At 53.2% G+C, this 14,782-nt stretch carries 12 protein-coding genes; 6 read left to right on the forward strand and 6 right to left on the reverse strand.

What is annotated here, in order from left to right:
- Positions 1 to 369: 369 nt before the first annotated feature.
- The 6 genes from MBOO_RS10415 to MBOO_RS10440 form a co-directional block, all read right to left on the reverse strand.
- Entirely contained in the window at positions 370 to 1,842 is a 1,473-nt protein-coding gene (locus tag MBOO_RS10415; protein ID WP_012107568.1) for an APC family permease, read from the reverse strand.
- Between the two features lie 246 nt (positions 1,843 to 2,088).
- Positions 2,089 to 2,577 (reverse strand): GNAT family N-acetyltransferase, encoded by a 489-nt coding sequence (locus MBOO_RS10420; RefSeq protein ID WP_012107569.1) that lies wholly within the window; start codon positions 2,575 to 2,577, stop codon positions 2,089 to 2,091.
- Between the two features lie 64 nt (positions 2,578 to 2,641).
- Entirely contained in the window at positions 2,642 to 3,775 is a 1,134-nt protein-coding gene (locus MBOO_RS10425) for a radical SAM protein (RefSeq protein ID WP_012107570.1), read from the reverse strand.
- A gap of 320 nt (positions 3,776 to 4,095) precedes the next feature.
- The gene (locus tag MBOO_RS10430) at positions 4,096 to 4,737 is read right to left on the reverse strand and encodes a Fe-only nitrogenase accessory AnfO family protein (protein ID WP_012107571.1); all 642 of its coding nucleotides are present in this window, start codon (positions 4,735 to 4,737) and stop codon (positions 4,096 to 4,098) included.
- Positions 4,738 to 4,828: 91 nt separating this feature from the next.
- Entirely contained in the window at positions 4,829 to 6,181 is a 1,353-nt protein-coding gene (locus MBOO_RS10435; RefSeq protein WP_012107572.1) for a nitrogenase component 1, read from the reverse strand.
- A complete protein-coding gene (locus MBOO_RS10440; RefSeq protein WP_012107573.1) occupies positions 6,178 to 7,725 on the reverse strand; it encodes a nitrogenase component 1 in 1,548 nt (515 codons plus the stop codon). Before MBOO_RS10440 ends, MBOO_RS10435 begins: the two co-directional genes overlap by 4 nt.
- Positions 7,726 to 8,254: 529 nt before the next feature.
- Between MBOO_RS10440 and MBOO_RS10445 the strand changes: the two genes are divergently transcribed.
- From MBOO_RS10445 to MBOO_RS10470, 6 genes are all read left to right on the forward strand, one after another.
- A complete protein-coding gene (locus MBOO_RS10445; RefSeq protein WP_012107574.1) occupies positions 8,255 to 8,743 on the forward strand; it encodes a DUF4418 family protein in 489 nt (162 codons plus the stop codon).
- Positions 8,744 to 8,746: 3 nt separating this feature from the next.
- On the forward strand, positions 8,747 to 9,934 hold the full coding sequence (locus MBOO_RS10450; RefSeq protein ID WP_012107575.1) for an ABC transporter permease: 1,188 nt from the start codon (positions 8,747 to 8,749) through the stop codon (positions 9,932 to 9,934).
- Positions 9,931 to 10,611, forward strand: a complete 681-nt coding sequence (locus tag MBOO_RS10455) for an ABC transporter ATP-binding protein (RefSeq protein ID WP_012107576.1) — start codon at positions 9,931 to 9,933, stop codon at positions 10,609 to 10,611. The genes MBOO_RS10450 and MBOO_RS10455 overlap by 4 nt, the downstream gene beginning before the upstream one ends.
- Before the next feature lie 278 nt (positions 10,612 to 10,889).
- Positions 10,890 to 11,864 (forward strand): nucleotide-binding protein, encoded by a 975-nt coding sequence (locus MBOO_RS10460; protein WP_012107577.1) that lies wholly within the window; start codon positions 10,890 to 10,892, stop codon positions 11,862 to 11,864.
- A 4-nt stretch (positions 11,865 to 11,868) separates the two neighbouring features.
- A complete protein-coding gene (locus tag MBOO_RS10465) occupies positions 11,869 to 13,419 on the forward strand; it encodes a nitrogenase component 1 (RefSeq protein ID WP_012107578.1) in 1,551 nt (516 codons plus the stop codon).
- Complete coding sequence (locus MBOO_RS10470) at positions 13,416 to 14,762, forward strand: nitrogenase component 1 (protein WP_012107579.1); 1,347 nt, start codon at positions 13,416 to 13,418, stop codon at positions 14,760 to 14,762. The genes MBOO_RS10465 and MBOO_RS10470 overlap by 4 nt, the downstream gene beginning before the upstream one ends.
- Positions 14,763 to 14,782: the final 20 nt, after the last annotated feature.

Below are 14,782 nucleotides of genomic sequence, written 5' to 3' on the forward strand. Positions count from 1 at the left end.
CTCAGCAGCTGATTGACCAATTTTCCGGAATCTTCAGTTCGTGATCCACTCTTTAAAAAAAATCATCAGCAGCTGAGTGACCGATTTTCCGGAATCTTCAGCTCGTGACACACTCTTTAAAAAAAATCCTCAGCTGCTGAGTGACCGATTTTCCGGAATCTTCAGCTCATGACACACTCTTTAAAAAAAATCATCAGCCGCTAAGTGACCGATTTTCCGGAATCTTCAGCTCATGACACACTCTTTTTTTTAGTTGGATAACGGGCCGGGCCAAAAAAGAGGAGGTGTGGGACGGGCGCGAACAAACGCCCGTGGCCCCACCCTCACATTACCCCGTTTGAGAGTGTCCGGTATTTTTATGAAAATCTATTACTTTGGCCCGTTTCCCCCATTAGCCCGGATAACCCGGAACTCGGTGTGTACTTTTTCGATCTCGCTTGTGATACGGGAAGAGAGCTGAGGGTGGCGTCTTTTGGAGATCAGGAACCACGCCCCTCCCGCAATGAGCCAGCCGACAAAGATATAGATAAACCAGCTGTACGGGGCCCCGGAGGCATTGTTCGAATAGATGCTTCCCGCGATGGCTGCCGCAAGCAGCAGAATCGTGACCGCCGCAAGGGCGATGTCCGGGCGTTTGAGCTCTTTTTCCCTGAGCAGGTACAGCGGTGCGGCGATAGCGACCAGTGCATAGGCAAAGACAAATCCATAGGTCCCCACGGTGCCTACCCACCCGTATATGTCAAAGAGTCCGCCGCCGTACGCGATAAGGATGAACGGGATTACAGATGCTGCGATGACCGAGGCAGTGATGGCAATATGCGGGGTCCTGTTGGATTCATGTGCATTGCCCACCCGGTTATCCACCACGCCGTGCTGTCCCATCAGGTACAGTACCCGCGACCCGGCGTTGATGCATGCCAGAAAGCAGGCCCAGAAACTGATGAGTGCGCCAATCGAGATCAGCGGGCCAAATGCGGCAATCCCGTTTGCGTTGGCAATGTCGGTCAGGGGTGCAGCAGCATTGTTCAGCGCCGTGGAACTTCCCTGGAACGAAAAGACCTCGACGTAGGAGAGAAGGATAAAGAAGACACCGACAACGGCCGTGCTCGTGATCACAGCCCGTGGGATCGTCTTTAAGGGATCCTTGGCTTCATGCCCAAGAGAGGTTGCACTCTCAAAGCCACAGAAGGAGAAGAAGGCAAGAACCAGGCCGATTCCCCAGCTTGAGAGCGATACTCCCTGCAGGGAGGTCTGGGCCGGGTCGATGGAAAAGCCGTGATTGACAATGACGATAATGGCAAGGAGTGTTATCAGCGTCATCGAGATTATTTCGCACGTAAGCATCACCCGGGTTGAGAGCCGGATGTCCTTTACCGCGATATACCAGGCAATCGCGGCACCGATAATTCCCAGGATAATCGCCTGAAGGATCGGTGGGAAGGCAGCGCCGGAATAGCCAATCAGGACATTTGCGTAATTGATATACCCGCACAGTACTGCGGATGCCGTGAGCAGGTATGCAAGCACCAGGCCCCAGCCGGTAATCACACCGGCATCGGTGCCTAATCCTTTGACGATAAAGGAGTACAGGTTCCCGGGCGTGGCAGATCGCTTAGTGAACTGGTTGATGCTAAAGGACACTAAGAGGAAGACCACCAGTCCGATAACGTATGCAAGCCAGGTTCCGTTACCGGCAAATCCGAATACCAGAGGGATAACGAGGGCCGGCGTCGCGCTGGGCGCGATAGCGGCAATGGACTGGCCCAGTACTTCAAACGAGGACAGGTACGATCGTTTTAGTCCGTTTGTTTTGTTTGACTCTGCAGTTGTAGTATCACTCATTATGATTCTCCATTGTTGGATGGGTTTGGATATTCCCCGGATTCGGGAATAATGGGGGGACACATGCGCAGTTCTCAGGCAATGGCATTCCTTGAAAAAGCGGTGACCGGCAACCCAATTCCCTGCAGGTAATCTGACAGGCGTTTTAATAATAACTGATAAATTCGCAATATTTGGGGAGATAATCCGAAATATGTTCAATTACAGGCAAATTTCTCCGCAGTGATCCGGATTTCCTGCAAAATCTTATTCCGGGTTCCTGGTATCGGTGAGGGGCGGAGGCAGTGATCGTTTACCCTGTGCGCCCAGCCGTTTTTTGAAGCCCCGGTACGAATCGGGGGCGTACCCGAGCGAGCGGTAGAACGGGACTGCATCGGTCCGCTCAAGCTCAGATACAAAAATGATGTAATTGCAGTTGCGCGAGACCGCGTATGACTCGATCTCGCGTATCAGTGCAGAACCTATCCCCTGCTGACGGAATTCGCGGTCAACGATCACGTCCTCAATGACCAAAAACGGGCGGCATTCACCATAAAGCTCTTCGCAGATGATCCCCATGAGAGACCCGGCTATCTCATCGTCCACCTCAGCGACAAGAAAAACGTAATCCGGATCATTCCTGAGCCGCGCAAAGGTTTCCTGCATCCGCACAAGGGAAGACTCCTCGTTCCAGAACTGCATGTACAGCCGGGCCAGGGCAGGAAGATCTTCTTTTTGCAGTCGTCTGATGATCATGGGTTTGTATAAAGGACGTGACAGGGTGCTCTGAAACGGGCGGAGAAGAACCACCGGTGTGCGGTCACACAACTCCTTTTTCCCGGAGTGCATCGTGCAACAGGGAGTTCCCATCGCAGAGGTAGCAGTGGTTCCGGGTGCCTGCAGGGACCTTATGCTCACGGACAATCTCCGCCGCCTCGCGGTTAGTCTGTGCGTACCATTCTGCAAATGGGGCGCGATGGCCGTACAATTTCGAGCCGGGGTTCGGGGACCAGACAAACGGGATTACGTTTGCTCCCAGTTCCGAGATAGCATTCACGCCGGCAAGGAAGTTCTCTTTTGGTTCCAGGCCCAGAACAAAGATCGTATACACATTGCCTTCACCGAAGACCTCCACTGCTTTTTTTATGTTTTCCACAAACTCATCATGCGATGTGCCCGCAGCCTTCCCCGGGCAGATTGCCTCGTAGTATTTTTTGTCCCAGACTTCCATGGCAAAGCAGAGTGACCCAATCCCGGTCTCGTAGAACTTCTGGATCGCTTCTCCTTTGGCCGGCGAGGGAAGAAGGGTTCCTGGCACCGAATCAAAGCCCGTGTGCTCCCGGATCGAGGATAGGATCTCCGAAACGATCTCAATCTCCCGCTTCAGGGAGATGCACCCACCGGTGAGGTTGACGTGGTTGGTGTCGCCTTCCGCCCATGCAGCTTTCACAACTTCTCCCACTTCAACCGGGTCCTTTCTTCTCATGACCGAGTTGTACACATCTGAGGTGGAGACCAGGTTGCAGAAGGCGCACTGTTGTTTTTTGGCAAAATGGGAGCAGTAGTTCTGGTAGCAGAAAAAGAGGCAGTCCTGCCCGCCGAGCTGCCCGATCTTTATCATGTCGTTTCCCTTTGTGGTCTTTTCTGTGTAATACCGGGGCCGCCGCAGCCATTTCACCTCGCAGATCCGCTGCTCGTTATGGTGCAGGTGCAGCCTGCCATCCTCGGGCACCACGTGGTACGGTGAACGCGAATTCTTGCGGTACTGCACCACGGTCCCGTCGGGGAGGGTGAAGTCATCGGGGAGTTTCTGCTCGGTGTGGTTTTCAAAATCCCAGCCAAAGAGACCGTGGTTCTGCTCTTTGTACCGGGTCCCGACCTCTGCAACGCTTGCAGGATCTGACCGTATCCCCTCGGTGACAAGGGCCGCCTTTAGTAACAGGTAATCTTCCATGGGATGCTCTCCGGATCGTATCAGAATATCTGGGAAATGACGGGCATAATATTCTGATATCTGGGCAATCCTTGCCCGTAGTCTCCGTCTTTTGCACACATACTTCCGCTCAAACCCAACATTTTGCCGGGTCTTTGTAGTCAGTACATTGCAGAGGGATGCAGGCAGGAATGCCCGGGTTCGATACAGAAAAAAAGATCGGGGTTCCCCCGGAGTTCACGATCAGAATGGTGCAACAATGACGCTTGGGAATATCCTCAAGCAGGATGCAACCCGGTCCTGGTAATTACGTAACAACTCCACAAATGGAATGAACCACCTTATTTTGACTTTTTCAGCACCACCCTGACCTCGTGGGGAGCATGGTGTCTGGTCTCAATCATAAGCCCAAGGAAATCTGCCTCGACTCCAATCCAGGGTGGCAGATGTTCGCAGAATAGTTCAAGCTCGGTAAAACGGGAACTGCGGATAAACTGCTGGAGCACCTGCTTGCTGCTCACACCGGAACGTTTTCTCTGGATCTCTGTAATCGACACCGTGAATTTACCGGGTGCCGTTTCAAGCGGGACGGGTATACCGGCGTTACCGGAATCCGGCCGGGGCTGGGGACACGCTTCCTGTTTGTCGTTATCTTTTGCTTCCAGGCAGACGGAGTCGAGGAATTCTTCCGGTTGACCTGCAACTTCCCACACATGGCAGCGGGCTCGTGCAAGTTCGGAGTAAACAGCTCCGTTTGCCGACTGTGCAACAAAGGTACGGCAATCCCCAAGAAAGGTAACAAGCTCCGCTACTTTCCGGTGCAGTCCCTGCAATCCTTTTCCGGGTTCAAGAGCGAAAGGAAACGTCCTTTGGCTCTGCCACACCCCATGGCTGCGCTGAAAAATAACGATTGTCCCCGGACCGGTGAGGGGAACAGTCCGGCCATTCTCCCCGATAATTACCGCAATCTCTGAAATGCCCATGATACCCTCAGAAGATCATAAGATTCCACGTTGTATCCGTACCGTCATGCATAAAAAAGATCGTTATGGGGAGGGGAACTGCTTTCCCTCCTCACAGGGGCCCGGCAAATTTGCTCATGAAGTCCTCTGCAAGGAAGAGCCCTCCTTTATACCCGGCATAGGAGTGCTCCAGGATGAGCCGGTCAAATGAGGGGAATGCCACGGTCAGGGGGATTGCCCCAAATTCGGCAAGGGAGATCGGAGATTCCAGGGAACTCGCAAACAGGAAGAGTGAATTCCGGTTTTTCAGATTCTGCCTGATACGGTAGGAATCCACCTCAAAGACGATCTCCGGTTTCACCGGTGTTTCGAGGGTCTCGAGCAGTTCCCTGCGGATGAGATCGCGCTTATCCTCATGGGGATCGTCTGCGATCTGCACGATCTCCGGGAGATACCCGAGTTCGTTTGCCAGGAATTTCGTGATACTGATTGCGGTACTGCTGTCTGCAACGACCGAGAAATACGCATGGGGCCGGACAAGAGTGAGGATATCCCCCAGGTACTCGGTGAACCGGTATGCCCGCTTCTCCCGCTCTTCAATAACCTTCTCGACGGTCTTTGCCGGTACCCTTAGTTTCTTACCAACAACACGGAGGAATTCCGAGCTCTGCTTGGGACCGATGGGGACCCCGGGGAATGCAATGAACGGGGTTTTGAACTTCTCCTTGAGTTTCTCTGCGGTTTCGTGCCCTACCCAGGGCGAGAGCACAATATTGTATTCCGCCGCGGGAATGCTTTTGAGGGCTTCAACGGAATCGAACCGGGTAAAGATGATATTGGGTTTCAGGCCGATTGATTCAAGGAGTTCCCTGATAACGTCCAGATCTCCTTTCCAGAACAGGTGCTGGTACGGCACTATGCCAAAGATATTGACCTGCCCTTTCACTTTTGTCTGGGGTGTGAGGAACTGGTCAATGAGCGATTCAAAAAACAGCTCGTATCCCTGGTAGGAATTTCCTGAGAATCCGGCAGCCTTTATAGAGATGATTGGCACCTTATCACGGAATTCCTTTACCACGGATTCAGTGTCATCTCCAATGAGTGAAGGGATACATCCCGAGATTACCGCGTAAAACTGCCCGTTTACGAGTTCAACACTGGATTCTATCAGGTTCCGGAGTTTCTTCTCCCCACCGAAGATGACATGCTCCTCAATAAGGGAGGAGCAGGGTGTGGAAGTCCCTCCTACCGGGCCTCCGGCATTCTGCCCCCCGCCATAGAACTGACCGAAAAGCTGGCCAATTCCGCAACCCGCTCCTGAATGAAGGATCGGAACCGCCCCATACAGACCAACCGCGGTTGAGTACGCTCCCGCAAGGGCGCAGGAGAACCGCGGAGCTTCCAGGGCATCAGATGCCGGGAGATCCACAGCGGAGGATACTTTTGCTTGTACTGCTTTTGTCATGGCTCTCCATCCTCTTTTATCAGGTAGTGGAGGGGATCGGGCTGACGGTACCACCAGTCCTTGTAGGTGTTCTCTGTTTTTTCGAGCATGGTCCGCTGGAACGCACTGCTTTTGAGCGACTGAAGCAGGAAATTCCCAAATGCGATCGCACCTGTGTACCCGCTTTGCCGGCTCCAGGGATCCGGATCGCCCCGGAGTGCGTGAATCCTGGTCATACCTTTATCCCGCTTGAACGCTCCTCCCTGGAACGGACAGGTGAGAGCAATATCCGGATCAAGTTTTCTTGTTATGTGTGACTGTTCCGCTGCCTGGAACGTGTTGACCAGGATATCAAAGTCTCCTACATTTTTGATCAGGTTTTCGAGATCCCCGAGAATCAGGTTATCAAAATCCTGGCACATGGCTGCCGAAGATTTGAGTCCCAGTTCATCGAAGTACGGGAGCTGGGCAAGAAGCCGCCCCTGGCCGAGTGCGCCAAGCACTTCCACTTTCTTACCGTCGGCTTTAACTTTTGCAAATTCTTCCTGAATTGCCTTAAGCTTGGGAATCCAGACTTTATGTTCATCCTCGATGAGTTTCTCAATCTCTTTTGATTTCCCGGTATGTTTTCCAATCTCCCGCAGCCAGGCGTCCGTGTTTGCAATACCCATCGGGGAAGGATAGAGGAAATAGGGGACACCGTATTCCTGTTCAAGTCCCCGGGAGAGGTAATCAGTGTAGGTCGGGCACAAGGGTGCCGTTACCGCAGCTTCACTGAGCTGTTCCAGCTGCTCGACAGTTGCAAATTCCGGAATAAAATTGACCCGGAGCCCGACTTTTTCGAGCAATCTCTTGATCTCAAGCCTGTCCTGCCAGGTATACGAAAGCATGCTTGCAACATTGACCAGATCCTTCTGCTTCTTCTGCGGTTTTTTCACAAGGTACTTCAGGACCCCATGCCAGAACGCATCGTACCCGGTCTGTACCAGCCGGGATCGCGAACCTTCGCAGTGGACCGGAACTATCCTGGCTTTCACTTTTGGCTGAACCTCTGCAACCACTCCTTCAATATCCTCTCCGATGATCCCGGAGGTGCATGAAGTCATAACGAATATGGCCTTGGGATTGTAGCGGCGTTGTGCCTCAAATATGGCACTCTTGAGTTTTTCGGTTGCGCCATAGACAACATCATTTTCCCGGAGGTTGGTGGTTATCCAGTGGAGATCATATTCTGCCGGTCGCCCGAGTTCAACCGGAACACCGCGGTACAGTTCCCGGTACCCAAGAGCGGATGAGGAACATCCAACCGGTGCATGGTAAACTACCGCTGCATCGCGTATCGTTCCCACCCGTACCGTGAGATAGAAGTTGAGCACGCAGCCTGAGGTCTGCTGGAATTTTCGTTCCCGACGCGTAAGGGTTCCTTCACGCGCCTCCTTTACCAGATCGCTGGCCTTTCCGTACCAGACATTAATCCCATTTGCACGCTGTTCACGGTTCGGGCACGTTGCTTCCTCAAGATTGATCTTGGAATCGATAATATGTGGTGATTTATTTTCAGTCATGTTCGGGCACCTCTTGCTTTTTGAGGATTTCCTGACGGCAGCACGGTCAGCGAACGTGGAGTTCCTGATACCGTTCTCCCTCCAAGGGCTCTTTGTTTTGTCATGGTGATCTCTCAATTTTTTTATCTGAAGGATAGGTGAAATATACAGGGCAATCAGCAAATTTTGATGGGGATATGTGAAAATTTACAAAGAAGCGGCAATATTTGAACAGAAAATATGGAATTTGCAACCATGATCCGGTTGAGGGCGTTTTGGCTCTCAAAGGAAAACTGAAATGCCGGAATTCCTCCGGGATCTGCAAAAAGCGAAACGGTTTTCCCACACGTCCGGTATGATGGGGGCAATGATGGCCCCTCGTAAAAATTGTGTATCTGGAGGGAGATGCATGAGGGCAGGACAGTATCCGGTTTGTGCCAGACTCTGCATAATTAGTTCGTGATTTTGGCGTTTTACGGTTAATTTTGCCTTTTTTTAAGGGTTTATATTCCTCGCAGGGTGAATTAGTAGAACTATACTGGTGAACAGAATGGTATCGGTTGGAAAAACACAAAATCTTATCATTACAGGAATTTTCATTCTCCTTGGCCTGCTTATTGTGCTGACGCCGTGGTATATCTTCCCGATCTGTGAGATCGCCGAAAAGTCGGGGTCCATGCAGATGGGAACCAGCGGTGACAACTCCATGAATATGAACATGGACAGTGGTACGCACATGGTCTGCTGGTACACCGCCGAAGCAGAAGCGGGTACCGGAGCGCTGGTGATCCTCGTCGGGCTGGTCCTGTTCGCGCTGCCAAACCGTGATTCACGCCGGTCTCTTGGGGTTATCGCTATTGGCCTTGGGGTCGTCACCGTACTATTGCCGACCTACCTTATCGGGATGTGTACCTCTTCCCCGGACACTCCGTGCAATATAGGGACAAAACCTGCACTGATCCTTTTGGGAGTACTCACTGCAATTACCGGCATTTACCTGTTCCTTGCAAAGGGCGATTCCCCAACCCAACCGGTCTGATCTATGTTTGGACTTATTGCCCGTAGTATTATTCACCGCCCGGTAAGAAACGGGGCCCTCATTCTGGCGTTTGCCTTCATAGCTGCAAGCCTCTTCTCCAGTCACTACCTGCTCGCCGGTGCTTCAGACAGTGTGAAATCCGAAATTGCGAAACTGGGGGCAGATATCATTGTAGTGCCTCAGGAGTATACCGCTGACAGCGAGGCGGTTCTCCTCAGGGGAGAACCCTCCACATTCTTTTTTAATGATTCTGTGGTCCCCCTCATCAGGAATGTCTCCGGTGTTCAACAGGTTGAACCACAGATCTTTATTGCGACCCTTTCCGCGAGCTGCTGCTCCCTTCCGGTTCAGCTCATTGCCATTGATCCCACCCAGGATTTTACGATTACCCCCTGGCTCGAAGCAAACCAGCAGAAACCGCTTGGTCAGGACGAAATCATAGTCGGGAATAAAATAGTGCCCCAGGTCGGGTCCAATCTTACGTTTTATGGTCACACTTTCAGGATCGTGGGAAAACTCGATCCCACGGGGACCGGACTGGATACCTCGATATTTCTCCGTACTGCTGACGCATATACGATGGCAGAGGAGTCAAATAAAACCGCGGTAAAGCCGCTTGTCCTTCCCAAGGGTGTTGCGTCTGCCGTACTTGTACAGGTGAATGACGCCGCCGAGACGACCAATGTGTCCTATCGCATCGTAGAGCAGGTTCCCGGAACAAGAGTACTCACTTCATCGGCCCTGGTCAGCACGGTATCCGATCAACTGGCAGGAATTACGCAGATTCTTGATCTCTCTGCGCTTGTCGCCACGCTCATTTCCCTGCCCCTGATTGCCCTGATATCGCTGATGGTAGTAAATGAACGCCGGCGGGAGATTGGGGTGTTGCGGGCCCTTGGGGCTACACGGGCAATGATATTCCGTCTTATCCTCGGGGAATCGGTTATTATTGCAGCGATCGGGGGCATCCTGGGGATTGCATCATCCTGGATCATTCTCATACTGTTCCAGGGTTATATTGCAGAGGTCACCCGTATCCCCCTCTCCATGCCGGTTATATCATCCCTTGGATACATTTCTGCTCTCACCCTCATTGTGACCGTGGCAGTTGGCGGTCTTGCAGCGCTCTACCCTGCCGTGCGGAGTGCACTCATCGAACCCTATGAAGCGATACGGAGCGGTGAACTATGATCGAAGCCAGAGGTCTTGTAAAGACCTATTATGACGGGGAACGGGAAATCCGGCCGCTTAACGGGACGGACTTTGTCTGCAGCGCCGGAGAGTTTGTCCTTATTGTGGGCAGATCAGGGTCCGGGAAAACAACGCTCCTGAATGTCATTGGCGGGCTGACCCGACCGACTACGGGGAGCGTACAGGTTGTGGGAAAGGATATCCTGGCATTATCCGATGCAGAATGTGCGGCCCTGAGATCCCGCAACATCGGATTTGTTTTCCAGTTCCCGGGGCTGCTCTCTACACTTTCTGCCCGGGAGAATGTTGCATTGTCAGGAGAGATTGCGGGAACTACCGGAAAGCATGCCAGTAACGAACGGGCCAGTAATCTCCTTGCACGTGTCGGCCTTGGGGAAAAAGCAGACAGCCCCCCCTCGCATCTCTCCGGAGGGGAACTCAAACGGACCGCCATTGCCCGGGCGCTCATGAACCATCCCTCACTCCTCCTCGCAGATGAACCGACTGCAGATCTTGATGGGGATACAGAACGGGAAGTAATGGAACTGTTCCGAGAAATTAACCGGGAGGGCACGACCATCATCATGGTAACCCATAATATGGACATCGCATCGTATGCCTCCCGCGTTGTGCGCATGGAAAAGGGCAAACTCGTTCCGGTCGAGCTGGTGAAATAGCTGGTAATACCGGTAACTTTTTTTCGCGCCTCCGTGCCCGCGACTCCTTCTTCCTGAAGCTCAGGCACCTGTTTTCTGACTCCCGGGTGCATGAGAGGGCCAGCAGAGGATCGCATCAGGGAGAAATTTCCCGGCTGCTTCATCCGGCAATGTTCCAAAAATCGCACTATTTGTGCGATAATTGCCGCATTATCTGCAACATCGGATCAACCCTGCCAATTCTTGCTGATTTCTCCATGTATATGCCTCGGGGAGAGAGAGTAATTTAAGGATTCGTTATGGCAAAACAGAGAAACATTGCGATATATGGAAAAGGCGGCATCGGAAAGTCCACCACCTCGTCCAATATCAGTGCCGCACTCTCGGAACTTGGCCTCAAAGTGATGCAGATCGGATGTGATCCCAAGAGCGATTCAACAAACACGCTCCGGGGAGGCCGGTTCATCCCGACAGTTCTGGATTCCCTGAGAAGCGGAAAGAGGGTTGAGACAAGTGACATTATCCACGAAGGATTCAATGGTGTCCTCTGCGTTGAAGCCGGGGGCCCTGAGCCCGGCGTCGGCTGTGCCGGCCGCGGCATCATCACCGCAATTGAACTCCTCCGCCAGCGGAAGGTCTTTGAAGAGTTCAAACCGGATGTCGTTATTTACGATGTCCTTGGGGATGTGGTCTGCGGGGGATTTGGTATACCCATCCGTGAAGGCGTGGCCGAACAGGTCTACACCGTGAGTTCGTCCGACTTCATGGCGATTTATGCGGCAAACAATCTCTTCAAAGGCATCAAGAAGTATGCGAACAGCGGGGGAGCATTGTTCTCCGGTATCATAGCAAATTCCACAAACCTGCCTGTACAGCGCGAGATTGTCGAGGACTTTGCCGCTTCCACAAAGACAACTATTGCAGAATATGTTCCCCGTTCGCTTACCGTAACCAAAAGTGAGCTCCAGGGAAAGACTGTGATAGAGGCGGCTCCGGAGTCGGAGCAGGCCGAGGTCTACCGTGTCCTTGCAAAGAAGATCCTCAGTAATCAGGACCGGTATGTCCCGGCTCCGCTGGATACCGACCAGCTCAAAGACTGGGCCGAGAGCTGGTCTGACAAACTGCTCGAGCAGCGCGACTCCCCGACCCATGTGAAGTGTGAACTCGAATGCATTGTCCCCGGCGCAGAGCCAATTATTGCAAAACCCCGATCCCAGCGATCTCCTGCAGTAAAAGCGGCCACTCCCCGGAGAACTGCCAAAGCAAAAGGATGATAGTATGACAAAAAACCAGGCACCTCATCTTGTCAATGAACAGATCAATCTTGCTGATGCAACCTGCCCGAACCGCGAGGAGCGGGCACACGGGATCAATGTGTACTATGGAAAAGCATCTGAACTCCTGCGTGATGCCAGGAGTGGAAACCTCAAACAGGTTGACCGCAAATTCCAGCAGACCTCAGGCTGCACACTGAACTTCTACCTGACAGTCCGGGTCAACACCATCCGGGATGCTGCCATTGTTTACCATGCGCCGGTCGGTTGCTCTTGCCCGTCTCTCGGGTACCGTGAGCTGTTCCAGCACATCCCGACAAGCATGGGCATGCCCGAGAATTACGATCTTCACTGGCTGACCACCAGCATGAACGAGAAGGATATGGTCTATGGGTCTACGGACAAGCTCAAGGCTGCAATTCTTGAGGCACAGCGCCGTTACGATCCCAAGGCGATCTTCGTCCTGACTTCCTGTGCATCGGGAATCATCGGTGAGGATATAGAAGGGGCAGTTAACGAGGTCCAGCCAAAGGTACGTGGACGGATCGTTCCCATCCATTGCGAGGGTATACGATCGCGGCTGGTGCAGACCGGGTACGATGCGTTCTGGCATGCCGTCCTGAAGTACCTTGTGAAAAAACCGCAGAAGAAACAGAAAGACCTGGTCAATGTTGCAAGCATGCTTTCGTATACCTGGCAGGACAGGCTTGAGATCAAGAGACTCCTTGGGAAGATGGGGCTGCGGGTAAACTATGTGCCGGAGTTCGCGTCCGTGGAACAGTTCGAGCAGCTCTCGGAAGCCGCGGTGACGGCACCATTGTGCCCTACCTACACCGATTACCTCTCCCGGGGACTCGAACAGGAATACGGTGTGCCGTTCTTCATGTACCCGTCACCGATGGGATTTTCCGGTACCGACGGCTGGCTTCGGGAGATAGGAAAATACACGGGTAAGGAGAAAGAGGCCGAAGTGGTCATTGCAGAAGAGCACAGGAAATGGGACCCGAAACTCGCGGCGATCCAGGAAGAGTTCCTTCATATCAAGCCAAACGGGGAGAAAGTGGAAGTGCTCGGCGCACTCGGCCAGGGGCGGCTGCTTGCACAGGTGCCGTACTTCGATGAACTCGGGGTCAAATCATCAGCCGCGATGTGCCAGGACTATGATAACCTCATCATTGACGAGTTGGAAAAAGTGATCGCGCAGGTCGGAGACTTCGATATCCTGGTCAACACGTTCCAGGCTGCCGAGCAGACCCATATCAACCGGATTCTCGACCCGGACATGACGCTTACGTGCCCGTTCCAAGGAAGCGCCTACAAGCGCCTGAAAGGCGTTACCCGTGTACACGCACTCCGGGGTGACCCGAACCTCTGGGCCCAGCAGAGCGCCTATGCCGGTGCTGTTGCGTACGGGAATTTCCTGCTCCAGGCATTCAAGAGCAGATCCCTCCAACAGACCATGAAAGAGAAGACTGCGGACAACTACAAGGCCTGGTACTTTGAACAGGACAATCCGCTCTACTTCAGGGACAACGACGAACCGGTGGTCTCGTGACAGAAGCAGAAACCGTACCTCAGGATATTGATACCCGGTACCCCGAGGTTGTGGAGGCACCGCGGTGGACCTGCTCACTTGGGGGAGCATACATTACGAGTACCGGGGTCTACGGAGTAGTCCCCATCCTCCATGCCGGGGCAGGCTGTGGCATTGCTCAACTGCTTGGCGTGTACTATGCAGCGGGTGAGAATGCTGCCGGCGGGCAGGGCGGGACGAGCACTCCCTGTTCATGCCTTATCGAGAAGCACGTGATCTTCGGCGGGGAGGACAAACTCCGGAAGCTGATCGATTCAACGATCCAGCTGATGGAGGGCGATCTCTACGTGGTAATCTCCGGGTGTGTCCCGGCGCTGATCGGAGACGACGTTGACTCCGTAGTCAGGGAGTTCAAAGGGAAAGCAGATGTCATCTTTGTTAATACCGCCGGGTTCAAGGGCAACACGTTCGATGGCTACGAGGAGTTCCTAGGTGCGGTCATTGACCAGTTCCTGGAACCAAGGAAAAAGAAGAAGAAGGTTGTCAACATCCTCGGGGTCGTTCCCTTCCAGCACGTCTTCTGGAAAGGCGACCTCAATGTCGTCAAGAACCTGTTGGCAAAGATCGGCGTGGAGGCAAATATCCTCTTCACCCAGTTCGATGGCGTCAAAAAACTCAAAGAGATTCCGGAAGCGGAACTCAACATCGTCCTTTCCACCTGGAACGGGCACAAGGCTGCCGGAAAACTCAAAGAGAGATTCGGCCAGGAATACCTGACGTTCCCAAGCCCGCCAATCGGGCCGAAGCAGACGTCAGAATTCCTCCGCTCCGTGGCAAAGAAACTCAGGATCCCCAAAAAGGATGTGGAACGGGTCATCGCAGAGGAAGAGCGGCACGTATACCGGTTCACCGAGTACCTGACCGATGCAATCATCATAGGCCTTCCCCATCCGTACGCAGCCTTTGTCGGGGATTCCAACACCGTAATTGGCATTGCAAAATACCTTGCAAACGAGGTCGGGTACCTTCCCGAGGTGGTGCAGATTACCGATGAACCCCCCGAGGAAGCCCGGGAGTGGATCCGGCGGGAGCTGACCGAGAACATCGAGTCCACGATCAAACCGGATATCCTCTTCGAGAAAGACACGTTCCGGATCCGTGAGAACCTGCGGGACAGGAGTTTCCAAGTCATGCTCGCCACCTCGCTTGAAAAGTGGCCTGCGGCAAAGGAATTCGGCGTTGCCCACCTGAGTGTTGGTTTCCCGATGTACGATCGCGTTATCGTTGACCGGAACTATGCCGGGTACAGAGGCGGGCTTGCTCTTCTGGAAGACCTCATCGCCAAATATGTCGGCCCTCTTTAAAAAAATCCATCTGTTTTTTT

This window comes from Methanoregula boonei 6A8, from assembly GCF_000017625.1.
In the GTDB taxonomy this organism is placed as follows: Archaea; Halobacteriota; Methanomicrobia; order Methanomicrobiales; family Methanospirillaceae; genus Methanoregula; species Methanoregula boonei.

Coding starts and splice junctions, on each gene's coding strand:
- MBOO_RS10415 (WP_012107568.1), bottom strand. CDS start 1,842: ATGAGTGATACTACAACTGCAGAGTCAAACAAAACAAACGGACTAAAA.
- MBOO_RS10420 (WP_012107569.1), bottom strand. CDS start 2,577: ATGATCATCAGACGACTGCAAAAAGAAGATCTTCCTGCCCTGGCCCGG.
- MBOO_RS10425 (WP_012107570.1), bottom strand. CDS start 3,775: ATGGAAGATTACCTGTTACTAAAGGCGGCCCTTGTCACCGAGGGGATA.
- MBOO_RS10430 (WP_012107571.1), bottom strand. CDS start 4,737: ATGGGCATTTCAGAGATTGCGGTAATTATCGGGGAGAATGGCCGGACT.
- MBOO_RS10435 (WP_012107572.1), bottom strand. CDS start 6,181: ATGACAAAAGCAGTACAAGCAAAAGTATCCTCCGCTGTGGATCTCCCG.
- MBOO_RS10440 (WP_012107573.1), bottom strand. CDS start 7,725: ATGACTGAAAATAAATCACCACATATTATCGATTCCAAGATCAATCTT.
- MBOO_RS10445 (WP_012107574.1), top strand. CDS start 8,255: ATGGTATCGGTTGGAAAAACACAAAATCTTATCATTACAGGAATTTTC.
- MBOO_RS10450 (WP_012107575.1), top strand. CDS start 8,747: ATGTTTGGACTTATTGCCCGTAGTATTATTCACCGCCCGGTAAGAAAC.
- MBOO_RS10455 (WP_012107576.1), top strand. CDS start 9,931: ATGATCGAAGCCAGAGGTCTTGTAAAGACCTATTATGACGGGGAACGG.
- MBOO_RS10460 (WP_012107577.1), top strand. CDS start 10,890: ATGGCAAAACAGAGAAACATTGCGATATATGGAAAAGGCGGCATCGGA.
- MBOO_RS10465 (WP_012107578.1), top strand. CDS start 11,869: ATGACAAAAAACCAGGCACCTCATCTTGTCAATGAACAGATCAATCTT.